Source organism: Tepidicaulis sp. (genome assembly GCF_965222285.1).
GTDB lineage: Bacteria > Pseudomonadota > Alphaproteobacteria > Parvibaculales > Parvibaculaceae > Tepidicaulis.
Genome location: NZ_OZ244942.1, coordinates 2,222,729 through 2,248,784 on the forward strand (window position 1 = coordinate 2,222,729; position 26,056 = coordinate 2,248,784).

Annotated in this window: 20 protein-coding genes and 1 other RNA gene; 14 read left to right on the forward strand and 7 right to left on the reverse strand. The window is 61.3% G+C overall.

Annotated features, from left to right (window positions below):
• Nucleotides 1–11 precede the first annotated feature (11 nt).
• A complete protein-coding gene (locus ACOQOT_RS10665) occupies nucleotides 12–734 on the reverse strand; it encodes a dihydrofolate reductase (protein WP_420559250.1) in 723 nt (240 codons plus the stop codon).
• Between the two features lie 219 nt (nucleotides 735–953).
• Complete coding sequence (locus ACOQOT_RS10670) at nucleotides 954–1,748, reverse strand: thymidylate synthase (protein ID WP_420559251.1); 795 nt, start codon at nucleotides 1,746–1,748, stop codon at nucleotides 954–956.
• Between the two features lie 130 nt (nucleotides 1,749–1,878).
• On the opposite strand from ACOQOT_RS10670, the gene ACOQOT_RS10675 reads away from it, so the two are divergent.
• Nucleotides 1,879–3,045: a dipeptidase gene (locus ACOQOT_RS10675; RefSeq protein ID WP_420559252.1), complete on the forward strand. Its 1,167-nt coding sequence runs from the start codon at nucleotides 1,879–1,881 to the stop codon at nucleotides 3,043–3,045.
• A gap of 9 nt (nucleotides 3,046–3,054) precedes the next feature.
• Here ACOQOT_RS10675 and ACOQOT_RS10680 read toward each other — a convergent pair whose 3' ends face one another.
• Nucleotides 3,055–3,717 (reverse strand): DUF1287 domain-containing protein, encoded by a 663-nt coding sequence (locus ACOQOT_RS10680; protein WP_420559253.1) that lies wholly within the window; start codon nucleotides 3,715–3,717, stop codon nucleotides 3,055–3,057.
• 152 nt (nucleotides 3,718–3,869) lie between these two features.
• On the opposite strand from ACOQOT_RS10680, the gene ssrA reads away from it, so the two are divergent.
• From ssrA to ACOQOT_RS10700, 4 genes are all read left to right on the forward strand, one after another.
• Nucleotides 3,870–4,233, forward strand: a transfer-messenger RNA (tmRNA) gene (ssrA, locus tag ACOQOT_RS10685).
• A 203-nt stretch (nucleotides 4,234–4,436) separates the two neighbouring features.
• On the forward strand, nucleotides 4,437–4,931 hold the full coding sequence (locus ACOQOT_RS10690) for an SspB family protein (protein ID WP_420559254.1): 495 nt from the start codon (nucleotides 4,437–4,439) through the stop codon (nucleotides 4,929–4,931).
• Between the two features lie 154 nt (nucleotides 4,932–5,085).
• Nucleotides 5,086–6,477 (forward strand): class II fumarate hydratase, encoded by a 1,392-nt coding sequence (fumC, locus tag ACOQOT_RS10695; protein ID WP_420559255.1) that lies wholly within the window; start codon nucleotides 5,086–5,088, stop codon nucleotides 6,475–6,477.
• A gap of 21 nt (nucleotides 6,478–6,498) precedes the next feature.
• Entirely contained in the window at nucleotides 6,499–6,753 is a 255-nt protein-coding gene (locus tag ACOQOT_RS10700) for a ribbon-helix-helix domain-containing protein (protein WP_420559256.1), read from the forward strand.
• A 5-nt stretch (nucleotides 6,754–6,758) separates the two neighbouring features.
• Here the strand turns inward: ACOQOT_RS10700 and ACOQOT_RS10705 are convergent, their stop codons facing one another.
• Nucleotides 6,759–10,256 (reverse strand): AsmA family protein, encoded by a 3,498-nt coding sequence (locus ACOQOT_RS10705; protein ID WP_420559257.1) that lies wholly within the window; start codon nucleotides 10,254–10,256, stop codon nucleotides 6,759–6,761.
• Nucleotides 10,257–10,358: 102 nt separating this feature from the next.
• On the opposite strand from ACOQOT_RS10705, the gene ACOQOT_RS10710 reads away from it, so the two are divergent.
• From ACOQOT_RS10710 to ACOQOT_RS10720, 3 genes are all read left to right on the forward strand, one after another.
• Nucleotides 10,359–10,739, forward strand: a complete 381-nt coding sequence (locus ACOQOT_RS10710) for a DUF4169 family protein (protein ID WP_420559258.1) — start codon at nucleotides 10,359–10,361, stop codon at nucleotides 10,737–10,739.
• Nucleotides 10,736–11,944 (forward strand): CaiB/BaiF CoA transferase family protein, encoded by a 1,209-nt coding sequence (locus ACOQOT_RS10715; protein WP_420559259.1) that lies wholly within the window; start codon nucleotides 10,736–10,738, stop codon nucleotides 11,942–11,944. The genes ACOQOT_RS10710 and ACOQOT_RS10715 overlap by 4 nt, the downstream gene beginning before the upstream one ends.
• Nucleotides 11,945–12,050: 106 nt before the next feature.
• A complete protein-coding gene (locus ACOQOT_RS10720) occupies nucleotides 12,051–12,692 on the forward strand; it encodes a TetR/AcrR family transcriptional regulator (RefSeq protein ID WP_420559260.1) in 642 nt (213 codons plus the stop codon).
• A 5-nt stretch (nucleotides 12,693–12,697) separates the two neighbouring features.
• On the opposite strand, the gene ACOQOT_RS10725 is transcribed toward ACOQOT_RS10720, so the two are convergent.
• Nucleotides 12,698–14,098 carry an FAD-binding oxidoreductase gene (locus ACOQOT_RS10725; protein ID WP_420559261.1) on the reverse strand — a complete coding sequence of 467 codons (1,401 nt, stop codon included), beginning with the start codon at nucleotides 14,096–14,098 and terminating at the stop codon, nucleotides 12,698–12,700.
• A gap of 134 nt (nucleotides 14,099–14,232) precedes the next feature.
• Here ACOQOT_RS10725 and ACOQOT_RS10730 point away from each other — a divergent pair, with 134 nt between their 5' ends.
• The 6 genes from ACOQOT_RS10730 to ACOQOT_RS10755 all read left to right on the forward strand — a co-directional run bounded on the left by ACOQOT_RS10730 (nucleotide 14,233) and on the right by ACOQOT_RS10755 (nucleotide 22,241).
• A complete protein-coding gene (locus ACOQOT_RS10730; RefSeq protein WP_420559262.1) occupies nucleotides 14,233–14,742 on the forward strand; it encodes a thioesterase family protein in 510 nt (169 codons plus the stop codon).
• Nucleotides 14,743–14,749: 7 nt separating this feature from the next.
• Entirely contained in the window at nucleotides 14,750–15,274 is a 525-nt protein-coding gene (locus ACOQOT_RS10735) for a pentapeptide repeat-containing protein (RefSeq protein WP_420559263.1), read from the forward strand.
• Between the two features lie 72 nt (nucleotides 15,275–15,346).
• Complete coding sequence (locus ACOQOT_RS10740; protein WP_420559264.1) at nucleotides 15,347–17,038, forward strand: chloride channel protein; 1,692 nt, start codon at nucleotides 15,347–15,349, stop codon at nucleotides 17,036–17,038.
• Between the two features lie 75 nt (nucleotides 17,039–17,113).
• A complete protein-coding gene (locus ACOQOT_RS10745; RefSeq protein WP_420559265.1) occupies nucleotides 17,114–19,447 on the forward strand; it encodes a UvrD-helicase domain-containing protein in 2,334 nt (777 codons plus the stop codon).
• A gap of 3 nt (nucleotides 19,448–19,450) precedes the next feature.
• On the forward strand, nucleotides 19,451–20,377 hold the full coding sequence (locus tag ACOQOT_RS10750; protein WP_420559266.1) for a 50S ribosomal protein L11 methyltransferase: 927 nt from the start codon (nucleotides 19,451–19,453) through the stop codon (nucleotides 20,375–20,377).
• A 46-nt stretch (nucleotides 20,378–20,423) separates the two neighbouring features.
• A complete protein-coding gene (locus tag ACOQOT_RS10755; protein WP_420559267.1) occupies nucleotides 20,424–22,241 on the forward strand; it encodes an aminopeptidase P family protein in 1,818 nt (605 codons plus the stop codon).
• Nucleotides 22,242–22,254: 13 nt separating this feature from the next.
• On the opposite strand, the gene ligA is transcribed toward ACOQOT_RS10755, so the two are convergent.
• Together ligA and recN are read right to left on the reverse strand one after the other, a co-directional pair.
• On the reverse strand, nucleotides 22,255–24,372 hold the full coding sequence (ligA, locus tag ACOQOT_RS10760; protein WP_420559268.1) for an NAD-dependent DNA ligase LigA: 2,118 nt from the start codon (nucleotides 24,370–24,372) through the stop codon (nucleotides 22,255–22,257).
• The gene (gene recN, locus ACOQOT_RS10765) at nucleotides 24,369–26,048 is read right to left on the reverse strand and encodes a DNA repair protein RecN (protein WP_420559269.1); all 1,680 of its coding nucleotides are present in this window, start codon (nucleotides 26,046–26,048) and stop codon (nucleotides 24,369–24,371) included. The genes ligA and recN overlap by 4 nt, the downstream gene beginning before the upstream one ends.
• Nucleotides 26,049–26,056: the final 8 nt, after the last annotated feature.

Below are 26,056 nucleotides of genomic sequence, written 5' to 3' on the forward strand. Positions count from 1 at the left end.
TTCGCCCACGCTTATGTGCCGGTCAAAAGTTCCGATAATACACCTTGAGCACTCTCTTCCTCACGAACGCCACAGGAGTTTGCTGGTAACGCTTGATGCGATTTCAGGAACTCAATCATCTCACTGCTATCAGTAAGGAACTCTTCAGACCAACGCCGGCGGTCACGTTTTACCTTTCGTTCAAACACGATATACCGAGTTGGATAGTCATCGTTTTCAGAGGCTGGCAACTCGTCTTCTTGCGTGGCCTTCCATTCCTTTGCTTCAAAGGAATAATTAAAATGCGCATCGCCTTCTATGTTGTCTGCCAACACTTCTGTTAGATGAATCTTGTTAAACAAGTCATGAAAAGCCTTATAGATCTCAGCGCCTCCAATAACGAAAAATTCGTCCTGCCCATGCAACATTGTATAAACGTCTGCGAAGAACAGAGCAGACTCTCGATCTTTTGCCCAAATTAAGTTGCAGTCTTTCCCCCACAAACTTTGATGTTGATCAAAGCCAGCAGTTCTCGACAAAACAATATTCAATCGGTTTGGTAGAGGCCGCCCGATAGACTCCAAAGTTTTACGACCCATGATAATGGCGTGATTGGACGTTATTTTTTTGAACCTCTGTAAATCGGTTCTCAAATGCCATGGCATCGAGTTCTCACAGCCAATCACATGCCCGGGAGCACTTCGCGCAACTACGTACGCAATAGATGGCATTGGTATTTGAACGTTTTTTACCATGAATGTGCCGCGCCCCTAACTTTGAATAGCCCCCCATTTGGCTACCAAAGCCGCCCCTCTCTGCAGGCAAATAACGATAGCATAATGGTAGCGATTCATAGAGCGATTCGAGACAAAAAACCGCCTAGACCGCCAAATGCTAGCTGCTCGGAGGAAAACAAAGAATTACTAGCCGCTCGGCTAGCAGATAAACGAGGCAAAATAAACTGAAAAATCAGTCTAAACCGCGACCGGGGCGGCGATATGCGGGTGGGGGTCGTAGCCCACCAGCTCGAAATCATCATAGGTGAAGTCGAAAATGCTCTTCACATCCGGATTGATCTTCATCTGCGGCAAGGGGCGCGGGTCGCGCTGAAGTTGCTTGTCCGCTTGTTCCAGATGATTGAGATAAAGATGCGCGTCGCCGAATGTGTGGATGAACTCGCCGGGCTTGAGCCCCGTTACCTGTGCGATCATCATGGTGAGCAGCGCGTAAGACGCGATGTTGAAGGGCACGCCGAGGAAAATATCCGCCGAGCGCTGATAGAGCTGACAGGAAAGCTTGCCGTCCGCCACATAGAACTGAAAGAGGCAGTGGCAGGGCGGCAGCGCCATGTGGTCGACATCGGCGACATTCCAGGCCGAAACGATAAGCCGGCGCGAATCCGGGTTGTTCTCGATCTGCTGAATGAGGTTCTTGATCTGGTCGATCTTCGTGCCGCCCGGCGCGGGCCAGCTGCGCCATTGATGGCCGTAAACGGGACCGAGATCGCCGCTCTCATCCGCCCATTCATCCCAGATGCGTACGCCGTTCGCTTTCAGATAGGCGATATTCGTGTCGCCCGCCAGAAACCAGAGCAGCTCGTGGATGATGGATTTCAGATGCAGCTTCTTCGTCGTCACCAGCGGGAAGCCCTCCGAAAGATCGAAGCGCATCTGGTGGCCGAAGACGGAGCGCGTGCCGGTGCCGGTCCGGTCGGACTTTTCCACCCCTTTGTCGCGCACCAGCCGCATCAGATCGAGATATTGCTGCATCGGGCCCTTCCTGATTCTTTCGCCCGCCAGTCTAGCGCCCCCGCTCCGCTTGAGCCAGAATGGCGGCCAGCAGAGGGGCGCAAGAAATGCCCCGCCCGGCAAAAAGCTGGGGAAAAATGGGGAGCAGAAAGTGAAAAAAGCAGTTTTGATCGGGCTCGGCCTTGTGGTGGCCGCCGCCGTCGCCGCCCTTGCCATCGTGCCGGGCTATCTGGAAAGCACCACGAATGTGGTCGAGGAACACGCCCCATACGAGATCGGGGAGGCTTCTTCCGCGCTGCATGAAAGCCTCGTCATCGCCGATCTGCACTCCGACACGCTGCTCTGGGCCCGCGATCCCTTGTCGAGAGCCGATCGCGGCCATGTAGATGTGCCCCGCCTCGTGGACGGCAATGTGGCGCTGCAGGTCTTTTCCGTCGTCACCAAAGTGCCCCAGGGCCTGAACTATGACGAGAACACCGCTGACAGCGACCAGATCACCCTGCTTGCCATGGTCCAGCGCTGGCCGGCCCGCACCTGGCGCAGCCTTCTGGAGCGCGCGCTTTATCAGGCGGACAAACTAAAGGCCGCAGCAGAAGACGCCCCCGAGGCGCTGAAAGTCGTGCGCACGAAAGCCGATCTGGAAGAAGTTTTGAGCGCGCGGGCCGAAGGCAAGGAGATCGTCGCCGGGCTGCTGGCGACCGAAGGCCTTCATCCGCTGGAAGGCGATGTCGCCAACGTCAAAGTGCTTTACGACGCAGGCTACCGGATGATGGGCCTGCATCATTTCTTCGACAATAAGCTGGGCGGCTCGCTGCACGGGCTTTCGGGCGCCGGGCTGACCGATTTCGGCAAGGAGGTCGTGCGCGAGCTGGAAGCGCAAGGCGTCATGATCGATGTCGCCCATTCCTCCCCCGCCGTGGTGGAGGATGTGCTGGCGATGACGGATGGCCCGATCTTCGTGTCCCACACGGGCGTTAAAGGCGCCTGCAACACCGCGCGCAACCTCGAAGACGATCTGATGAAACGCATCGCCGAACGCGGCGGCGTCATCGGCATCGGCTATTGGGACGGCGCGGTCTGCAAGATCGATCCGGCGAATGTCGTCAAATCCCTGCGCTATGCCGCCGACCTTCTGGGCGCCGATCATGTCGGCCTCGGCTCGGACTATGATGGCGGCACGACGGTTCTTTTCGACACATCCGAACTTGCCATCCTGACGGAGGAAATGCGCAAGGCCGGTTTCACGGATGAAGAAATCCGCAAGATCATGGGCGGCAATGTCATCCGCGTCTTCAAGGAGCAATTGCCTGCGGGCTAAACCCGCCCGTCAAACGGCAAGCGTGCGGAAACGGAAATGGCCCGTCTCGGGGAAAAGCCCGAGCCAGTCGCCATATTCCGTGCCGCGGCCCATGTTGTGAATGATGCGCCGGCGCCCGGTGAGCGGTGAGGTTTTCGCGCTCACCACCACGATATGCGGGCGGCCGAAGACGTTCTGCGTGACAAGATCGCCGGGCTTGTAACTCCCGTCTTTCACCTCCGCTCCCTGGCGGGCGAAAAACGCGGCAAGGTTCGGCACGCGCCGGTGGTCGATATTGGGGTCGGGTTTTTTCAGACCCCAATGGGGCGGATAGTCGGCAAACGCGGCGCGCATGTCCTCATGCACGAGCTCCTGCAAATCGAGGCCGAGCCCGGCCCGGTAGGCGCGGATCACCACGTCTGTGCACACGCCCCGCTCCAGCGGCACATCGCCGCCCGGATAATCGAGCCGGGCATAGGAAGGATCGTAGCGCCGGGTGACGCCGATCTGGGCCTCCGCCGCGATGATGAGCTGGCGCGCGGGTTCTGGCAGATCCTCACCCAAAACCGCGCCGGGCGCGTCCCCCGCCTCGGACGAGCCGGCGCAGCCGGGCATGGAAAAAAGCGCGCCGCCCGTCAAAGCGCCGCTGAAAAGAGTGCCGAAGCCGCTGAGAACCTTCCTGCGCGTTATCATCGCACCGCCCTTTATTCTTAAAGTCAGTGCCCCGCGCCCGAAGGCATTCAAACGGCGGGAAATGGCGGCAATGGGGAGCAAAAACGGCAAGAATGTGCCGGGCGCAGGCTTGTTGCAGAAAGCACAAGACTTCCTTCGGTCAGGCGCCCTTCACCCTTTATTTGCGGCTCATGATGCTTATATTACGGCTGTCGGCATTGCCGACTATGGCGATAAACGGACTACGCAATAAGCCTATCGGACCCGGGGGCAGTACCCGGCGCCTCCACCAATATCCCCGCGCTTGAAACGGTTTTGCGGGCTTCAGGGGGGCGAAACAGGATCGACGAGGGTGTAAAGGTAGTTTTTTCGCTCGGCATGGTAGCCACCGTTATCGGGCCAAACTTGATAGTTGCCAACGACAACTATGCTGAAGCACGTCTCGCTGCCTAAGCAGTGCGACAGCTTCGAATTAAGCCCTAGCCGTTAGCACGGTTAGGCGGGGTTCGAGGGCACCTGGCAACAGAAGCCCTCACTTAATTTCCCTCCGGTTTTGCGCGCGCCTAAGCGTCTTTCGGCAATTTGCGGCCTATATAAGGTTAAAGCTGTGGCCGCGCGGCAACGCCGCTTTGACACCGCTGCCCGGATGCACTAGCTCCCTTGCCAGCCCGCCGGGGGCAAGGCAGGCTTGCAAAGCGGCAAAATCGGCAGATTCGGCAAAAGGTTGAGGTTGAACACCCATGGCTGACACCCCCTCCCAAGATCTCATGCGCTACGATTTGATGGCGCAGGAAGCGCTGAAAGGCGTGGTGCGCAAATCGCTGGAGATTGCGGGCAAGGAAGGGCTGCCGGGCGAGCACCATTTCTACATCTCCTTCCGCACCGATGCGCCGGGCGTGCAGATCTCCGACCGGCTGAAAGAGCAATATCCGGAAGAAATCACCATCGTGCTCCAGCACCAGTTCTGGGATCTCGACGTCTCCGAAAAGGGATTCTCGGTCAATCTCTCCTTCAACAAAGTGCCGGAACGGCTGGTGGTGCCCTTCTCCGCGCTTCTGGGCTTTTTCGACCCTTCCGTCCAGTTCGGCCTGCAATTCGCGCAAGGCGAGGACGCTGCGGCGGATGAGGAACTGGAACCGGCGCAAGAGCCGGGCACCGAGGATGCCGAAAGCCCGGCGCCCGGTGAAGCGGGCGGCGACGTGGTCAGCCTAGACGCCTTCCGAAAGAACAAATAACGCGCCCGCTTGGGCTCTCTCCCTACCCGCCGGCAAGGCAGCGCACGGTCCCCCGCTTGGCGCTCCCGCTCCTGCGTGCTAAATCAGCCTCCAAAATCGCCCATCCGCCTGGTGCGGGAGGGCCATGACGCCGTATTTCAGGGAGATCCCACTCATGAGCAAGACCCGCACCGAGACCGATTCCTTCGGCCCGCTTGAAGTGCCCGCCGATAAATATTGGGGCGCGCAGACGCAGCGCTCCCTCGGCAATTTCAAGATCGGCGGCGAAACCATGCCGAAGCCGCTCGTACGGGCGCTCGGCGTCATCAAGCGTTCGGCGGCGCTCGCCAATATGGCGCTCGACAATATCGACCCGAAAATCGGCCAGACCATTGCCGAGGCCGCGCTGGAAGTGGCCGAGGGCAAGCTCGACGATCATTTCCCCCTCGTCGTCTGGCAGACGGGCTCGGGCACTCAGTCGAACATGAATGCGAATGAAGTCGTCTCCAACCGGGCGATCGAAATGCTGGGCGGCACGATGGGCTCGAAAGACCCGGTCCATCCGAACGATCATTGCAACCGCTCGCAATCCTCGAACGACACCTTCCCCACCGCCATGCATATTGCAGCGGCCGAAGAGATCACGCACCGCCTCGTGCCCGCGCTGCAGCAGCTGCGCAATTCGCTGAACGACAAGGCAGAAGCCTTTAAAGACATCATCAAGATCGGCCGCACCCACACCCAGGATGCAACGCCGCTGACGCTCGGCCAGGAATTTTCAGGCTATGTGGCGCAGGTCGAAAACGGCATCCGCCGCGTGGAAGCGGTTCTGCCCGCGTTGCTGGAACTTGCCCAGGGCGGCACGGCGGTCGGCACCGGCATCAACGCCAAGATCGGCTTTGCGGAAAAGTTTGCCGAAGAAGTGGCGAACTTCACGAAGCTGCCCTTCATCACCGCGCCGAACAAGTTCGAAGCGCTGGCAACGCATGATGCCTGCGTGGAAGCCCACGGCGCGCTGAACACCGTTGCCGTTTCGCTCTTCAAGATCGCCAACGATATCCGCTTCCTGGGCTCCGGCCCGCGCTCGGGCCTCGGCGAATTGCAGCTGCCCGAAAACGAGCCGGGCTCGTCCATCATGCCGGGCAAGGTGAACCCGACCCAGTGCGAAGCCTTGACCATGGTCTGCGCGCAGGTGATGGGCAACCACACGACGGTGACCTTCTCCGGCAGCCAGGGCCATTTCGAGCTCAACGTCTTCAAGCCCGTGATCGGTTACAATGTGCTGCAGTCCATCCGCCTTCTGGCCGATGCGAGCGTCAGCTTCGCGGAAAACTGCGTGGACGGCATCGAAGCGAACCGCGATCGCATTGCCGATCTCATGGAACGTTCTTTGATGCTTGTGACCGCGCTGGCGCCGAAGATCGGTTATGACAACGCCACGAAAATCGCCAAGACCGCGCATAAGAACGGCACGACGCTGCGCGAGGAAGCGGTGAAAGGCGGGTATGTGACGGAAGAAGAATTTGACCAGACCGTGCGTCCGCAGGATATGATTGCCCCTCAGTAATTCAGGGCAAAGGGAGCGGGTTTGAGCAAAATCGTCAAACGCTCGGTCAGCATTGCAGGCCACCGCACCAGCATTTCTCTTGAGCGTCCCTTTTGGGAAGGCTTGAAGGAACTGGCCTGCTCCCGCAAGGTTTCGGTCAACGAACTGATCCGCCAGATAGACGCGGGGCGCGAGGAAGAGGAAAACCTCTCAAGCGCGCTCCGCGTTTTCGTTTTCAAGGAAATAGTGCCGGCAAGAGCGTGCGCTGCGCCTGAAGAAGACGGTGAACCCGGCTAACGCCTTCAAGACGCCTTGTCGGGCCGGGCCTGCGGGCGTGGCGCTTCGGGCAAAGTCCCTTCATCGGACGACACATCGCTTGAAGGCGCATTGTCATTTGCGGCTTCGGGCGAAGCCGCTTCCGGTTTTTTCTCCGGCGTCTCGATCAGTTCTTTTAAATCTTCCGGCAAGTCTTCCACGCCCGCATCCTCTATCTGCTTTTCGAGCAGGCGCCGCGCCATGAAGGCCTCCACCGCCACGGTATCGAAGCGGCTTTGCAGCGCGCGCAAGGGCCCTGCGGAAACGAAGCCAAGTGCGGGCACGCCTTCGGGCGCGGAGAGCGGCAGGGTAAGTTCCGTGTCGCCATGAAGACGCGGCAGATCGATATAGGTTTTACCGGTGGCGCCGGGGCTGAGCGGGATATCGAATTCGGCATCGACCGTTTGCACCAGTCCCTGCTCGACATTGAGCGGCGCGGCAATGCGCGTTACCGCCGTTTGCCCTTCCTCGAGCGTGCGCTCTTTCAATGCCGCGAAATCTTCTATGTCTTCCAGCTCCGCAAGCCCCATCGAAAAGGCGTCGAGATCGAAACCGTTGAAAACGCCATTCTCGAAAAGCAGCTGACCGCTGCCGCCGAGCGAGGAGACGAGCGCGAGCCAGGAGCGCCCCTTGCCTTCCATCTGAAGACTGAGGCCGAGCTCGCCGCGCCCGGCGCTTTCCCCTAAGGCAAGACCTGTGGCCTGCGCCGCATCCGCCGATTCCAGCGATAGCGTCACGCCGATACCGGGCTCGCTTTCCCCGCCTTCAAAGCGCATGCCCATGGTAAGCCGGCTATCGGCAAAAGTGCCGGTGAAAGGGGTGAGCGACAGCACGCCGCTTTCGACACTCGCCCGGCTTTCCGCGTCCCCGATGCGCAGACCCGCAAGCTCCAGGAGGTCTGCTTTCACATTGAGCTCGGCGGTAAAATCCCCCAGCACCGACCAGTCGAGCGGCGTTGTCGGCCAAACATCGCCGGGCGCAACGCCTTCGGCGAAAACCGGATCAAGCGACAGACGGGAGAGTTCGATATTGCCGGAAAGGTGGCCCGGCGTTTCGCCCGCCGCCATTTTCCAGCCAAGCGTGCCCGAGGTGCGGAACGTGCCCGCTACCGCCTCAAGCCCTTCGACCTGAAACGCCCCTTCTTCAAGCGCCACATCGCCGCCGGCAACGACGCCGCCGCCTGCCCCATTACGGGTGAGCAGCCGCATCAGGCCCGCCGCCTCGCCTTCGTTCCAGCCGAAGCCTTGCACCAAAGCCTCAAGGCGCGGCGCGGAAATATCGACGCGGCCATCAAATTTTTCCGGCGGCCAGGCGAGCGCGCCGCCAAGCTTGCCTTTGGAAGATATATGAAAGCCATTGGCCGTCAGCCGTGCGCCAACCTCGTAAGAGCCGCCTTCCTCGCCTGCCCCTTGCAGACGCAGCTCGCCGTTTTCGCTGACCTCTGCACCGGGCGCAAAGCCGAGCTGGCGCAGCAGCGCGGCGCTGCTTTCATTGGTGAGCGAGAGAACGCCATCATAAAAGGCTTTGCCTTCTTTTTCACGGCGGCGCTTGATCAGCGCTTTCAAGGAGCTTTCAGCCACCCGCCCTTCAAGATCGATGCTGGTGAAATGGCCTGCGCCGTCATCCCCGGCTTCGGCTTGAGCTTCGAAATAGACCGACAGTGGCGCGTAGCCCGCCTTCTGCCAATTCTCATCGATCAGCCCGAAAAAGGAGGTGCCGGCCTGCGGCGCATCGATGCGGCCCTGCAGCGCGCCGAGCGGTTCATCCTCGATCCCGGCAAGGCGGCCGGAAAGCGACAGCGACGCGCCGCTCGGATCGGCAAGGCGCACATGATCGATGGCAAGCGCGCCTTGGCGGAGCGCTGCTTCCGCATCAAGCTCGGCAGCCTGCCAGTCTTCGAATGTCACGTTCTGCCCCGTCGTCACGAGGCTGATATCGCGCTCGCTTGCCATCTCGCGCGGGTCTTCGGGCAGAAGCGCAAGGAGGGGCGCAAGCGGGGTCAGGTCCACATCGCGCCCATGCGCCTCGATGCTGAGCGCCTGACGCTCGACACGGGCAAGCGAAAAGCCGCCGCGTAAATTTTCTTCCACCGCCCCGCTCTCGCCCGCAGGACCGAGTGCGGCCTCGATATTATAAAATTGCCAAAGCGTATCGGAGAGGGCGAGCGTGCCTTCCAGATTGAGCGCCGCGGCCCCGCCATTGCCGTTAACCGGCGCCGTGCCTGCAAGCCAGGATGAGAAGAGCTGCGCGTTGGGCGCGCGCAAATTGAAGGTACCGTCATAACGGGTCTTGCCGCCCGCTGCCTCACTGCGGCGCCCGCGCATTTCAAGGCGCGCGTCATGGGGCAGTTTGAGCGCAGCTTCCGTCAACCGCCAGACACCTTCTTCCCGCATCAATTGCGCCGAAAGCTCTTTTGCGGAGCGCTCGCAGTAAAGCACACCGTCAGCTTTTATCGCGGCCTCGAAATCCATATCGGCAGGCAGATAAGACAAAAGCCCGGCGACGGCTTCACCGGTTTCGGGACCTGCAAAATAGGGATCGAGCGTGAGGGAGACGGCGGAAAGATCGAGCGCAGCGCGCGGCGTGCCGGACAGGCTGAGCACCGCCTCGCCTTTCAGCGTGCCGCCCGGAAGGTCTGCCACAAGCGTGCGCAGGCGCGCTTCGTTTTCCCCGGCAACGAGCCCCGCGTTGACGTTGACGAGCGGCTCGCCCTTTTCCTTCATTCCAGCCTGGGCCTGGAAAGCGCCGTCGAGCCGGCCCGCACGCGAGAACTCAGTCGCGATGCCCGAAAAGCTGAGACGCGAGCTGATTTCCGGATATGAGAGCGCCGCAGTAACGGGAAAGGCTTTCGTGCCGGCAAACTCGCCCACCGCAAGCTCCACCTCGCCTTTGGTACCGCCTTGCGTGAAAGCGACATCCGCCCGGAGCGGCCCTTGCAGCGAGGCGGCGGAGAAAGTGCCGTTGATGCCGGCAAAGCTCACCTCCCGCCCGGAGCGCAAGTCGCGGTACTGCAACGTGCCGCGCTCGAGCTGCGCGCTGGTCAGGCTGACCGATTTGGGATCGACATAACTGTCTGCGCCGGGATCGGAAACATTGATGGGCGAGCTCCAGTCAAGCCGCCCGTCTTCATCCACTGTCACATTCAGCGAAAAATCGGAAAGGCGCACATGCGTCACCTCGACATCGCCGCGCAGAAGTGGGGCCAGCGCCACTTCCCCTTCCACGGAGCCGATGTCGGCAAGCGGCGCGGCCTCGGCTGCAGCATCAGCCTCGCGTAAGGCAAGACCGCCAAGCTGAAAACGCGGCGCGGGCAAAAGCACGAAATGAATGTCACCGGAAACTTCCGCCTGCCAGCCCGTGGCTTCGCTCAGACGGCTCTCGATTTCACCGCGAAAAGAATTCCAATCGACGAAGCTCGGGCCGATCAGCGCAGCAAAGAGAACGACAACGATAAACGCGGCAATATAAGACAGTACGGAATTCACGCGCCCTCCCCGACTGTCATCGCAAGACGACCCCTTCGGTCCGGTCTATGGATTTGAAGGTGGCGGCCCCCACAACCTGCCACAGACATTCAACGCCCCTATATGCAGGGCCCCTTTTATTCAGAGCCCTTGTATTTGGCAAAGCCCGGCTTGATGGTATGTCAGATGCCGGTCTTCAGCGGGGAAATTATGGGTTCTGACAAAGGAAATATAGTTAATTTCTCGGATTTCCGGCAAAAATCCAAAAAATCCGGCAAGAAAGAGACCCGCCAGGAAAAAGCGGCGAAGGCCGCCGCCAACCGCGTGCGCACCGGGCGCACGGGCGCGGAAAAGAAAGCGGCCAAGCTGCTCAAAGAAAAAGAACGCCGCCTGCATGAAGGCCGCCGCCTTACCCCGCATGGCGACCTGCAAGGAGAAACGGCGAAAGTGCCCGCAAAGAGCGCGAACCCTGAAGACGAATCGGGAGGAACCGAAGAGACATGACAAAGGCGCAAACCTCGCCAGCGGAACCCGCCGCAGGCCCGCTTTCGGGCATCAAGATCATCGATCTGACCCGCGTGCTTGCCGGGCCCTACTGCACCATGGTGCTTGCCGATCTCGGCGCCCGCGTCATCAAGGTGGAACTGCCCGAACGCGGCGACGATGCGCGCCATATCGGCCCCTTCATCGACAAGAAGTCGGCCTATTTCATGTCCGTCAACCGGGGCAAGGAATCCATCGCGCTCAACCTGAAGCTCGAAGAAGACCGGGAGATTTTCGAAGCGCTTTTGGAAGATGCCGATGTGCTGGTGGAAAATTACCGCCCCGGCACCATGGAAAAACTGGGCTATGACTGGGAGCGCCTGCATAAGCGCTTTCCCCGCCTCATCTTCGCCTCGGCAAGCGGCTTCGGCCAGACCGGCCCGTACCGGGAAAAGCCCGCCTATGACATGGTGGTGCAAGGCATGGGCGGTATCATGAGCCTGACGGGCCATCCGGGCGGCGAGCCAACGCGGGTCGGCACCTCGATCGGCGATATTGGCGCGGGGCTTTTTACCGCTCTTGGCATCGTCAGCGCACTATACGAGCGCACAAAGAACGGCACGGCCGGCGGAGAGGGCCGCCGCGTCGATGTTTCCATGCTCGATTGCCAGATCGCCATGCTGGAAAACGGCATTGCCCGTTATTTTGCGACCGGCAAGGTGCCGGGCCCGCTCGGCGCGCGCCATCCTTCCATCACCCCGTTTCAGGCGTTCAAGGCGAAAGACGGCTATCTGACCATCGCGGCTGGCAATGACGCGCTTTTCACCAGGCTTTGCGAGCTATTGGGATTGCCCGGCCTTGCAGGCGATGCGCGCTTTACCTCCAATGAAGCCCGCTGCCAGAACGTCGAGGCGCTGACCGCGGCGCTCGAAGCGCGGCTGACCGGCGAACCCGCCCGCCATTGGCTGACGCTGCTCGGGGATGCGGGCATTCCCTGCGGCCCCATCAACAATGTCGAGCAGGCGCTGAGCGACCCGCAAGTTCTCTTCCGCAATATGGTGGTTTCGACCGAAGACCCGGATGTGGGCGAGGTGCGCATGGCGGGTAATCCCGTCAAAATCTCCGGCTTTGCGGACCCGGCGGCCCGCCCCCCCGCGCCCGAACTCGATTCCGGCCGGGAGCGGCTTCTGGCCGAGCTTAAAGCCCGGAAAAAGGCCGCCGAATAGCGCAAAAATGAGCGTTTCCTTGCGAAAATCCGCCCTTCCCGTAGGTGACTGACCAGTCAGTAACATGTATGATCGGCCCCGTAATCCAAAACCGGGGATGGTCGCCATGGAATACAAGGACAGGGTGGAAGCGGCATTGGGAAAAGGCACGGTGCGCCGGCGCAGCGACAGACCGCAGGCCATTATCTCCGCGGCGATCCGGCTGGTGGGAGAGCACGGCTTCGCCAATACCCGCCTTGAAGACGTGGCCGAGGCGGCAGGCGTGTCCAAAGCCGCGATCTATCTTTATTTCGAAAGCAAGGAAGACCTGTTCTTCGCCCTGGTGCGCGAAGGCGCCCTGCCCACCGTCGCGGACACCAATGCTGCCGTTGCCCGCCATGAAGGCTCGCTCTCCGATCTCCTGCAAGAAATCATTCTCGGCATCGGCCATCTCATGGCGCATACGGAGCTCGGCACGATCGTGAAGATCGTCGCCGCCGAAGCGCGCAATTTCCCCGAGCTCGTCACCTATCACCGCGACGAGGTGGTGGCGCGCGCCATGACCACGATCTCAGGCGTTATCGAAAAAGGGATCGCCACGGGCGAGTTCCGTCCCTGCGATGCGCGCGCCCAGGCCGCGCTGTGCATATTCCCGGTACTGATGAATGGGATCTGGATGAATTCCATCGGGCCCGATCCCAGTATCGTCGATCCCGATGCGCTTTTGAAAGCGCATGCCGAAACCTTTATCAGGGGCCTCGCCGCTTAAGCGGCTCAAAATCCGGCAAGCTTGCCGGGATTGAGCAGGTTTTCAGGATCGAGCGCCTGCTTTACCGCCCGCATCAAGGGCAGCGTGTCGCCATGCTCTTCGGCAAGAAAGCCTTGCTTGCCCGAACCGATGCCATGCTCGCCGGTCGAGGTACCGCCAAGCGCGAGCGCCCGTGCCACCATCCGGTCGTGCAGGCGCTTGGCTTCCGCCACCTCCCCCGCATCGTCCGGATCGATCAGCATGATCGTGTGGAAATTGCCGTCCCCCACATGGCCGACCAGCGGCGCAAGAATGGAAGAAGCATCGAGATCGGTGCGCGTTTCACGGATGCAGCGGGCAAGCTGGGAAATCGGCACACAGACATCCGTCACCATGCCGTTCTTGCCGGGCGCCAGCGCGCGGGCGGCGTAATAGGCATTGTGCCGGGCTTCCCAGAGCCGGTTTCTGTCTTCCGCCTTCACCGCCCAATCGAAACCGCTGCCGCCATGGGCCGAAGCGATCTCCCCGAACTGAGCGGCCTGTTCCTCGACGCTTTTCGCCGAGCCGTGAAATTCCAGAAAGAGCATCGGCTGTTCAGGCAAGGAAAGTTTGGAATAAGCGTTGCAGGCGCGCACCTGCAACGCATCCAGGATTTCGATCCGCGCCACCGGCAGGCCGCATTGAATGGTCTCGATGACGGAGGCGACGGCGCCTTCAATATCCGTAAAGGCGCAAACGGCGGCAGCCATGGCCTCCGGCACGCCATAAAGTTTCAGCGATACTTCGGTGATGAGACCGAGCGTGCCTTCCGAACCGATAAGCAAATGCGTCATGTCATAGCCGGCGGCGGATTTGCGCGCCCGCCCGCCCGTCTCGATCACCTCGCCCGCCGCCGTCACGGCTTTGAGGCTGAGCACATTCTCACGCATTGTGCCGTAACGCACCGCATTCGTGCCCGAAGCGCGCGTTGCCGCCATGCCGCCCAGTGTCGCATTAGCGCCGGGATCGACGGGAAAGAAAAGGCCTTTATCGCGCAGCTCTTCATTCAGCTGCTTGCGCGTAACGCCTGCCTCCACCCGCACGTCGAGGTCTTCTGCATTGACCGCCAGCACCCGGTTCATGCGCGTAAAATCGAAAGAGATGCCGCCGGAAGGTGCAGCCACCTGCCCCTCGAGCGAGGTGCCTGCGCCAAAGGCGATGATGGGCGTGTTATGCGCGCGGCAAAGTTTCACCGCTTCGGCCACTTCTTCAGTGCTTTCTGGATAAAAAACACCGTCGGGCGCTGCCGGGATATGCCAGCTTTCATCGCGCCCATGCGCCTCGCGCTGCGCGGCGTTGCGGGAAAACCGCTCGCCAAAGCGCGCGGCAAGCGCCTCAAGCAAGGCGGCCGGCGCATGGCGATTTTCTGCGGCGGGGTGAATGTTCATCGATAACTCCTGCGGGCAGGCTAATCCCTTCGCGCGCCGCGGCCAAGCACGGATGAAACCTTGCACCCGCCCATCAAACTCCCCACTTTGACAAGGCGCCTGCGCCCGCAAAAGATAGACAAAAGGAGCCAACCATGCCGGACCAAGCGAATTCTCCCGCCGCACCCTATGTAACGCCGACCCGCAAGGTCGAACCGGCATGGATCGATTATAACGGCCATATGAACATGGCCTATTACAACCTTCTCTTCGACAATGCGCTCGATGCGCTGTTCAACGATCTCGGCATCGGCTGGGACTATACGAAAGAGGGCAAGTTCTCCTGCTTTATCGGCGAGATTCACGTGACCTACGCCCAAGAACTCAAAGAAGGCGACCCGGTGCGCATCGAATATCAGCTTCTCGACTGGGACGAGAAACGCATGCATTATTTCGGCAAGATGTATCACGCCGAAAAAAATTATCTCGCCGCGACCTCCGAGCAGATCAGCCTCCACGTCAGCCTGGAAACCCGCAAGACCGCGCCTTTTCCGGCCCATGTGCAAGAAAAACTGGAAAGTCTGATGGATCGGCACAAATCTCTTCCCGTCCCTGCCGAAGTCGGCCGTGTGATCGGCATCCGGCGCAAGAAAGAGAGCGCGTAACCTGCCCATGAGACTGTTCCCCGCTGCATCGCTTCTGACCTTTGCTTTTTTCCTGGCGCTAACGGGGGCCGGATTTGCGCCGAAGGCGGAGGCGCTGGCCAATTGTTCCGCCCCGCCTGCGCCGGGTGTGGATTGGAGCCGCTGCGTCTTCGGGGAAGTCGCCTATGAAGAAGCGGACCTTTCCGGCGCGCGGCTGGTGGGCGCGCGGCTGAAACATTCCGCCTTCCCGGGCTCCAATTTCACCGATGTGGAAGCGCGCGGCGTGAAATTCGTCAGTTCCGATCTGAAAGGCGCGCGCTTCGACAAGGCTGACCTGACGGATGCGGACATGACGAAAGCAAAATTGCAGGGCGCGAGCTTCAAAGGCGCCAAACTGCGCCGCACCCGCCTTTTCCGGGCGAACCTGCAGGGCGCGGATTTTACGGCCGCCAATCTCGATCAGACCGACTTCCTCCATGCCGACCTGACGGGCGCCACCTGGACCGACGGCAAGCATGTCTGCGGGGAAGGCTCCATCGGCCGGTGTAAGTAAGCTGCCGAAAAATCTTGCAAAGACCTCGCTAACCCCTTTCAGCTAGGGTAAACCTCCTACTGGAGGTTGCGGATGGGTGAGCAGCGGACCGATTGGCTGAAACGGGCAGCAGACCGGCTCAAAGGTCTGTTCCGCCCGTTCCTCAACATGTTTCTCGACCGGCCGATCGAGGAAAATCTGCGTGAATTCTGGGCCGAGCGGCATGTGGTCGTTTGGCTGGCCGCGCTCGCCGCCGGCATCATCGCCGCCTACGGCACCATCGCCTTCCGCTTCGCCATTGCCGGCGTGCAGTTCTTATGGATCGGTAGCGGGCGGGAAGCCATCACCTCTCTTCTTTATGAAACGCCCTGGTGGCAGGTCATGGCGGGGCCCGTGGCCGCCGGTCTTCTGGTCGGCCTCGTCATTGATTTCTGGCTGCCGGGCAAACGCCCGCGCGGTGTGGCGCAGGTAATCGAGGCGGCGCATCTGAATAGCGGGCGCATGCCCTTCCGCGAAGGAATGGTAAGTGCCGGTCTTGCCGCCATATCGCTCGGCGCTGGCGCAAGCGCGGGCCGCGAAGGTCCTGCGGTGCATCTGGGCGCAACACTGACGTCCAAAATCGCAACCTACCTCAAGCTACCGCCAGACATGAGCCGCGTGCTGCTTGCGTCCGGCGTTGCAGCGGCGGTCTCGGCCTCCTTCAACGCGCCGCTTGCGGGCGTGCTCTTTGCCCATGAAGTGATCCTTGCCCACTACGCCCTGCGCGCCTTCGTGCCGACCACCATCGCCTCCGTCGTCGGCACGGCGATCGTGCGCTTTCATATCGGCGATCAACCCGCCTTCTCCCTGCCTGACTATGTAATCATGTCCTACTGGGAGTTTCCGGCCTTTGCGCTGCTCGGCGTCGTCTGCGCTGTCGTTGCCATCAGCTTCATGATGTCCTCTTTCGTGGCCGATCATATTGTAGGCAAGATCCGCATCCCGCTCTGGACGAAACCGGTTATCGGCGGGTTTCTGATCGGCGCCATCGGCCTGCTCTTTCCCGAAGTGCTGGGGGTCGGCTATGAAGCCACCGACAATGCGCTGAAACAGAATTACGGGCTCTGGCTGCTTATCGCCCTTGTGGCCGCCAAGATCATCGCCACGGCGATCACGCTTGCCGCCCGGTTCGGCGGCGGCGTCTTCAGCCCCTCGCTCTATCTCGGCGCCATGGCGGGCGGTGCCTTCGGCATTGTGGCAGCCAGCATCTCTCCCGGCCTTGCCTCCGAACACGGCGTATATGCCATTGTCGGCATGGGCGCGGTTGCCGCCGCCGTCCTGGGCGCGCCGCTTTCTTCCACCATCATGGTTTTCGAGCTGATCGGCACTTATGAGGTCGCCGTGGCGCTCCTCCTTGCGAATTCCATCTCCACCGCGCTGACACAGGCCGTGATCGGCAAGAGCTTTTTCCATTGGCAACTCGAACAGCGCCATCTGCACCTGCATGAAGGCCCCCACCGGCGCGTGCTTCTTTCCCTTCATGTGCGCGATCTCATGACATGGTATGACACGCCGCGCCCGCAATCGGACCTCGAAGAAGACAGCGAATCGCCGAAGCCCCCACGTCTCGTGCCGAGCGACAATCTGGGCAAGGCGCTGGGCCTCATGGAGAACCGGGAGCTGAGCACCTATCCCGTCTCCCATCCCGACGATTCCGGCATGATTGTCGGGGAAATTACCGAAAAACGGGCGCTTCGCGCCTTCAATGACGCGCTGATCATGGCAACCCGCGAAGAGCACCATTAGGCCCTTCCCGAAGAGGCCCTAAAGGGGCCGCCGCAAGCTGGTTTTCCGCGCCGGAAATGAGTAAGGTCCGGCATCATGCCGCAAGACGATCCCTTTGACCTTGGCGCGATCCCGGAAGAGGAAACCGCCCGCTCCATCAGCGCCGCTGCCAGCGCCGGCATGCGCCCGCGTTATCTGCAAGGGCTGAACGCCGAGCAGCAAGCCGCCATCGAGGCGCTGGAAGGCCCGGTTCTGGTTCTGGCCGGGGCCGGCACGGGCAAAACGCGGGTTTTGACGACCCGCCTTGCCCACCTGCTTGCAACGCGCAAGGCCTGGCCGGGGCAAATCCTCGCCGTGACCTTCACGAACAAGGCTGCGAGGGAGATGCAGGAGCGCATCGGCCGGCTCATCGGCGGGGTGGTGGAAGGCATGCCCTGGCTCGGCACGTTCCACTCCATCGGCGCGAAAATTCTGCGCCGCCATGCCGAGCTTGTCGGCCTGCGCTCCGATTTCACGATCCTCGACACGGACGATCAAATCCGTCTGCTCAAGCAGCTCATCGAAGCGGAAGGCATTGACGAGAAGCGCTGGCCGGCGCGCCGCCTTGCCGCCCATCTCGACACATGGAAGAACCGCGGGCTGACGCCGGACCAAGTGCCCCAGGGCGAAGCCTTTGCTTATGCCAATGGCAAGGGCGCGGAGCTTTATGCCGCCTATCAGGCGCGCCTTAAAGTGCTGAACGCGGCCGATTTCGGCGATCTTCTGCTCGAATGCCTGCGCCTCTTTCAGGAGAACCCGGATGTACTGGCGGAATATCAAAACCGCTTCCGCTACATGCTGGTCGATGAATATCAGGACACCAATGTCGCCCAATATCTCTGGCTGCGCCTGCTTGCCCAGCAGCATAAGAATATCTGCTGCGTGGGCGATGACGACCAATCGATCTATGGCTGGCGCGGGGCGGAAGTCGACAACATCCTGAAATTCGAACAGGATTTTCCTGGCGCGAAAGTCATTCGCCTCGAACAGAATTACCGTTCGACGCCGCATATTCTGGGTGCCGCCTCCGGCCTTATCCGCGCTAATGAAAGCCGGCTCGGCAAAACGCTCTGGACCGAGCTTGATGAGGGCGAGCGCGTCACCGTGCAAGGGGTCTGGGACGGGGAAGAGGAAGCCCGCCAGATCGGCGAGAAAATCGAAGACATGATGCGCGAGGGCCATCCCTTGCACGAGATCGCCATTCTGGTGCGCGCGAGCTTCCAGATGCGCGAATTCGAAGACCGCTTCATCAATCTCGGCCTGCCCTACCGGGTGGTGGGCGGCCCGCGCTTTTACGAGCGCATGGAAATTCGCGACGCCAACGCCTATTTCCGCCTGATCGCGCAGCCCGATGACGACCTGGCCTTCGAGCGGATCGTCAACAAGCCGCGCCGGGGCCTTGGCGACAAAGCCGTTCAGACCCTGCGCCAGCTTGCCCGCGCGCAAAACATCTCACTGATGCGCGCGGCCCGTCTTCTCATTCAGTCCGAAGAGCTGAAACAGCCGGCGCGGCGCAACCTCACCGCCTTTATCGAAATGGTGGACCGCTGGCGCCATCTCATGGCCAGCATGCCGCATACGGAGCTTGCCGAAATCGTGCTCGATGAATCGGGCTATGCCGAGATGTGGCAGAACGACAAATCCGCCGATGCGCCGGGCCGCCTCGACAACCTGAAAGAACTCGTGCGGGCGATGGAGCATTTCGAGAACCTGCTGGGCTATCTCGAACACATTTCCCTTGTCATGGATGTGCAGCAGTCGGAGAGCGAAGACAAAGTCAATCTCATGACGCTCCACTCGGCAAAGGGGCTGGAATTCGACACGGTTTTCCTGCCGGGCTGGGAGGAAGGGCTGTTCCCGCACCAGCGCGCGCTCGATGAATCGGGCCTGGCGGGGCTGGAAGAGGAACGCCGTCTTGCCTATGTCGGCATCACGCGGGCGAAGAAACGCGCCCATCTTTCCTTTGCCGCCAACAGACGCATTCACAATCTCTGGCAAAGCGCCATTCCCTCCCGCTTCATCGACGAGCTGCCGCGCGAGCATGTGGAAGTGCTGGAAGCGGAAACGGGATACGGCTCCTATCAAAGCTTCGGGCAAAGCCGTTTCGAACACAGCTTCGAGACAAGCGATTATGGCAGCCCCGGCTGGCGGCGCGCCCAGGCGCAGGCCCATGGCGGGGCGATGCGCACGAGGGCGCCGCAGATCGAAGCGCAGGCGGAACTTGTCGCTACCTCCGATCCCTCGGCCTCGCGCTATGAAGTGGGTGAGCGCATCTTCCACCAGAAATTCGGTTATGGCCGCATTCAGCTGATCGACGGCAACAAGCTGACCGTGAATTTCGAAAAAGCTGGCATCAAGAAAGTCATCGACACGTTCGTGGAGCGCCACTAGGCCATGTCATCCCTACCGCAAGAGACCGAAGCAAATGCCGGTCAATGGAAAGCCACTCTGGTGCTGGGCGCGGACCTCATCAAAGAAAATCTTGCCGATGCGCTGTCCGATTTCTGGCAATGGATGGTGGAGCCGGAGCCCGTCGCCCTTTCGCTTGTAGAAGTCGAAGAAAATGCGAGCTGGGCCGTCGAGGCCTATTATCTCGATGCGCCGGACGAAGAAGCGCTCACAAAAGCGCTCTCGCCTTTCTTTGACGAACATGGCGCGGCGATGCCGCCGCTGAAGGTCGAGCAATTGCCCGACCTCGATTGGGTCGCCCGTTCCCTTGAAGGGCTGACACCCATCGAAACCCAGCGCTTTTTCATTCACGGCGCCCATAACCGCGATGTGCGCCCGGCGGGCAAATATACGCTTGCCGTGGAAGCAGGCCTTGCCTTCGGCACGGGGCATCACCCGACGACCTATGGCTGCCTGACCATGATCGAGGAAATCGCGCGGCGCCGCCCTATCACGAACGCGCTGGATCTCGGCTGCGGGACGGGGCTTCTCGCCCTTGCTCTTGCCCGCCTGACACGGCGCAAAGTGCTGGCGAGCGACATCGACCCCGTGGCGGTCAAAGTGACGAAGGAAAATGCGGCCGCCAACGATCTCGGCCCTTTTATCGAGGCGGTAACGGCGCGGGGCTTTGCCCATGCGCGGATCACCCAGAAAGCGCCCTTCGATCTCATCGTTGCCAATATTCTCGCCCGCCCCCTCGTTTCCCTTGCAAGGGACATGGAGCGGCATCTGGCGCCGGGCGGGGAGATTATCCTTTCCGGCATTCTGGAAACCCAGGAAAACATGGTGGCGAGCGCCTTCCGCGACCAGGGGCTGCACCTTTTCCGCCGCCAGATTATCGGCGATTGGGTGATCCTGCATCTGAAAGGCTAAACGCCTCCCTCTTGACCTGCCAGCCGCCGGAGCACACTTTATTCTCATGTTTCAGACATATGATGACAGTGCAGACCCCACCCTCGGCGCGGCGCGTGTTGCCCGCCTGCGCGCCCTTTTAAAGGAAGAGGGCCTTGCGGGTTTTCTCATTCCCCGCGCCGACGAGCATCAGGGCGAATATGTGCCCCCGCGCGCCGAGCGCCTGAAATGGCTGACCGGCTTTTCCGGGTCCGCCGGCATGGCCGCCGTGCTGGAAGAAAAGGCTGCCGTCTTTGTCGATGGACGCTACACACTGCAGGTACGCGAGCAGGTCGACACGGAGATTTTCGAGACATGCCACATGGTGGATATGCCGCTCGGTACCTGGCTCGCCAAGCACCTGAAAGGTGGCGCAAAGCTTGCCTATGATCCCTGGCTGCACACGGTGGACGGCGTAGCGCGGCTGAAAAAAGCGCTGGCCGAAACAGGCGCCGAGCTTGTGCCTGTTACCGAAAATCTCATCGACCATATTTGGGAAGATCAGCCCCCGCCCCCCGCCGCAAAAGTTGAAGCCCATAGCACGGAGCTTGCCGGGGAAGCGGCGCAGGAAAAGCTGGCGCGGGTGGCCAAGGTGCTGGAAGGCAAGAAGGCCGATGCCGCGGTCCTCACCATGCCGGATTCCATTGCTTGGCTTTTCAATATTCGCGGCGGCGACGTTTCCCATACGCCATTGCCGCTTTCCTTCTCCATTCTGCAGGCCGATGGCAGCGCCGATCTTTTCATCGACAGCGCCAAGCTGAGCGATGAGACGCGCGCGCATCTGGGCAATGTCGTCACGCTGCACGAGCCGGACGCGTTTGGCGTCAATCTCGGCGAGCTCGGGGAAAGCGGCGCCCATGTGCAGATCGATCCGGCTAGCTGCGCGGACTGGATCAACGACAAGCTCATCGCTTCCGGCGCCAAAGTGCAGCACGGCGCGGACCCTTGCGAGCTGCCGAAGGCCTGCAAGAACGAGCGCGAGGTGAAAGGCGCGAAAGACGCCCATGAACGGGACGGCGCGGCGCTTGTCCGTTTCCTCGCCTGGCTCGATGCCAATGCCCCGCTCGGCGAAGTGGATGAGATCTCGGCGGCCAAGCAGCTGGAAGCTTTCCGCGCAGAAACGGGGGCGCTCAAAGACATCAGCTTCGACACGATTTCAGGGGCGGGCGAGCACGGCGCCGTCGTCCATTACCGGGTAACGGAAGGCACGAACCGCAAGCTCGATGTGGGCGAGCTCTATCTCGTCGATTCCGGCGCGCAATATCTCGACGGCACGACGGATGTGACGCGCACCATCGCCATCGGCAAACCGTCGGCGGAAATGAAAGACCGCTTCACCCGCGTCCTCAAAGGCCACATCGCCCTTTCCATGGCCCGCTTTCCGGAAGGCACGACCGGCGCGCAGCTCGACGCGCTTGCCCGCATGGCCCTCTGGCAGGCCGGGCTCGACTTCGACCATGGCACGGGCCATGGCGTCGGCTCTTATCTGTCCGTTCACGAAGGCCCGCAGCGCATTTCAAAGGCCGGGCACGAGCCGCTCCGCCCCGGTATGATCGTCTCCAACGAGCCGGGCTATTACAAGACCGGGGCCTACGGCATCCGCATCGAAAACCTGCAAGTCGTCACCCCCGCGGCCATGATCGATGGCGGCGAGCGGCCCATGCTCGGGTTTGAAACGCTGACCCTTGCCCCGATCGACCGGCGGCTGATCGACCCGGCGCTTTTGAACACGGATGAACGCGCCTGGCTCAACGCTTATCACGCGCGGGTGGAAAAGGTGCTGACGGAGAAACTTACAGATGAGCAGGAACGGGCATGGCTGAGCGAGGCCTGTCGCCCTGTCTAGGCTCTCTTGAAAGTCAGTGGCCTTCGATCAGATCGAGCCAGCCCTGCTCGTCCAATATCTGAATATCGAGCTCCTGCGCCTTTTTGAGCTTCGAGCCTGCGCCCGGCCCGGCTACCAGAATATCGGTCTTGGCCGAAACGGAGCCTGAAACCTTGGCGCCAAGCGATTCAGCTTTGGCTTTGGCTTCCGAACGGGTGAAAAGCTCCAGCGAGCCGGTAAAAACAACGGTCTTGCCGGCAACGGGCGAGCCCGTTTCCTGCGCCTCGAGCGGCTCGGGCGCAACGCCTGCGGCAAGCAGCGCCTCCACCGCTTCGCGGTTATGCTCTTCCTGGAAGAAATCGACGACTGCCTCGGCCACCACCTCACCGATCCCGTCGATGGATAAAAGCTCCTGATAGGCTTCGCTCCCGGGGGCGCTCGCCTCTTTCATCGCCGCCATCAATGCTTCGATGCTGCCATAGGAACGGGCAAGCAGCCGCGCCGTCGTCTCGCCGATATGGCGGATACCGAGCGCGAAAAGGAAACGGTCGAGCCTGACCTTCCGCCGCTCCTCAATGGCCGCGAAAAGGTTCTTGGCGGAGGTATCGCCCCAGCCTTCCTTGTCCTTCAGCTTTTTCAGGCTTTTCTTGTCCCGCTCTTCCAGCGTGAAAATATCCGCCGGGCGCATGATCCGCCCGTCATGATAAAAAGCCTCAACCTGCTTAGCGCCCAGCCCTTCGATATCGAAGGCATTGCGCGAGACGAAGTGCTTCAGCCGCTCCACCGCTTGCGCCGGGCAAACAAGGCCGCCCGTGCAGCGGCGCACCGCATCGGGCTTGCCGGTCTTCGGGTTGATCTCCCGCACCGCATGAGAGCCGCATTCGGGGCAGGTCTCGGGAAACTCATAAGGCTTTGCCCCTTTCGGGCGATGTTCTTCCATCACCCGCACGATCTGCGGAATGACATCGCCTGCCCGCTGCACCACCACCGTGTCGCCGATGCGCACGTCCTTACGGGCAATCTCGTCTTCATTATGGAGGGTCGCATTGGAAACGACGACGCCGCCAACGGTGACGGGCTTGAGCCGGGCCACCGGCGTCAGCGCGCCGGTGCGGCCCACTTGAATGTCGATAGCCTCCAGCACCGTCACGGCCTGCTCGGCGGGGAACTTATGGGCGATCGCCCAGCGCGGGCTGCGCGAGACGAAACCGAGCCGGCCCTGCAGGTCCAGCCGGTCGACCTTGTAAACGATCCCGTCAATGTCATAGCCGAGCGTGGCGCGCTGCTCTTCAACCTCGCGGTAAAAGGCGAGCATTTCTTCCGCACTGGCGCAGCGGCGCATCAAGGGGTTGGTAGCAAAGCCCCAGCGGCCCATCGCCTCGATAACACCCATCTGCGTGTGAGCCGGCAGACCGCTCACATCGCCCCAGGCATAAGCGAAAAAGCGCAAGGGCCGCTGACGGGTGATGCTGGAATCGAGCTGGCGGAGCGAGCCCGCGGCGGCATTGCGCGGATTGGCGAAAATCGGCTTGCCGTCTTTTTCCTGACGCTCGTTCAACGCCGCAAAATCCGCGTGGCTCATATAAACCTCGCCGCGCACCTCGAAGACCTCCGGCATGTCCCTAGCCTTCACCTCCAACGGAATATCGCCGATGGTGCGCAGATTGGCGGTAACGTTCTCCCCCTCCCGCCCATCGCCGCGCGTTGCGCCAAGCACGAACTTGCCCTTCTCATAGCGCAGCGAGGCGGAAAGCCCGTCGATCTTGGGCTCGGCGGTAAGGAAAAGCTCTTCGCCTTCCTTAAGGTTCAGGAACCGGCGGATGCGGGCGAGAAAATCTTCCAGGTCTTCATCGGAAAAGGCATTGGAAAGAGAAAGCATCGGCACCTTGTGCACGACTTTCTCGAATTTTTCCGATGGCGCCGCGCCGACACGCTGGCTCGGACTGTCCTCACGGATAAGGCCGGGAAAACGCTTTTCGATTTCATCGTTGCGCTGACGCAGCCGGTCATAGTCCGCATCGGAAATCTCCGGCGCATCCTCGCCGTGATAAAGCGCATCGTGCCGGGCGATCTCTTCGGCCAGCCGCTCGAGTTCTCTCGCCGCTTCTTCTTCGGAAAGATCGGCAACTTTTATTTTTTCTTCCACGCTCACTCCGCGCTCCCGATCAGCCTGTCCGCGGCAGCGCGCGCTTCTTCCGTCACCGTGGCGCCGGCCAGCATACGGGCGATTTCCTCACGCCGGTCGGAGCTTGAAAGGCGGGCGACCTGCGTTGCGACCGGCGCGTCCTTGGATTTGCCCTTTGCGGCTTTGGAAATGCGCAAATGGTGGTGCGCCCGCGCGGCCACTTGCGGTGAATGGGTGACGACCAGTACCTGAGCTGTGCGGGCAAGCTCGGCAAGGCGCACGCCCACGGCTTCCGCCACCGCGCCGCCGACACCGCTATCCACCTCATCAAAAATCAGCGTCGGCGCGCTGCCTGCCGAGGCAAGCGCGACTTTCAGCGCCAGGATGAAGCGCGACAGCTCACCGCCCGAGGCGATCTTGATCAACGGCCCGAGCGGCGAGCCCGGATTGGTGGCAATGAGGAAGGACACACGGTCTATGCCCTCCGCCCCGCCCTCTTCCGGCGGCAGCGTTTCCACCCGCGTATGGAAAGTCGCTTTTTCAAGTTTAAGAGGCACAAGCTCGCGGGCGACGATCTTATCGAGTTTTTCCGCTGCCTTAACGCGCTTGTCGGAGAGAAGCTGAGCTGCCTTGGCATAGGCTGCTTCCGCCTCGCCCACGGCTTTTTCATAACGCCCGAGCGCTGCCGCCCCATCGTCGATATCGGCAAGCTCGGCGGCCATGCGCTCCTGCAACGCAGGCAGCTCGTCGACCTGGACATTGTGTTTGCGGGCAAGCGCGCGCAGGGCAAAGAGCCGGGTTTCGGTATGTTCCAGCCTGTCGGGATCGAATTCGAGCCCGCGCACTGTATCATCAAGCAGCGCTTCGGCCTCGCTCGCCTCGGCCAGCGTGCGCTCCAGCGCGGCAAGCACCGGTTCGAGCCGCCCGGCAGCCTGAGGCGCGGCCCGCTCCAGCCGGCGCATGGCAAGGTTGATACGCGCGTCGAGCCCCGCATCGCCGGCCAGCGCCTGTTGCGCAGCAACCAGTTCCTCGGAAATCTTTTCCGCATGCATCAGCAAGGAGCGTTCTTCGGCGAGTTTTTCTTCTTCGCCCTCTTCCGGCGCGAGATCGGAGAGCTCTTCGAGCGCATGGGTGAGGAAAGCGCGCTCCGCTTCCGCACGCTCAAGGCGGGTCCGGTGAGCGTTCAAAACCGACTGGGCTTCTGACATCGCCTTGTAGGCGCTGCGCACGGCCTGCGCTTCTTTCTCGCAATGGGCAAAAGCATCGAGCACCGCACGGTGGCCCGACACATCCAGAAGGCCGCGCTCATCATGCTGGCCGTGAATTTCCACAAGCCGCTCGCCCACCTCACGCAGCAGCGCCACACTGACCGGCTGATCGTTGATGAAAGCGCGGGTGCGTCCATCCGCCGTTTGCACCCGGCGCAGGATAAGATCGCCGTCGCTGGAAAGCTCCTGGGCAGCCAGAAGCGCGCGGGCGGGATGATCGCCGCCCACGTCAAAGATAGCGGTGACGGAACCCTTGTCCGTGCCTTGCGCCACAAGCCCCGCATCGGCGCGGGCGCCCATGGCAAGGCCGAGCGCATCGAGAAGAATGGATTTACCTGCGCCCGTCTCACCCGTCAGCGCGCAGAGCCCGCCTTCAAGCGTAAGATCGAGCCTATCGATCAAAACGATGTCCCGGATGGACAACGCGACAAGCATGTCCGCCC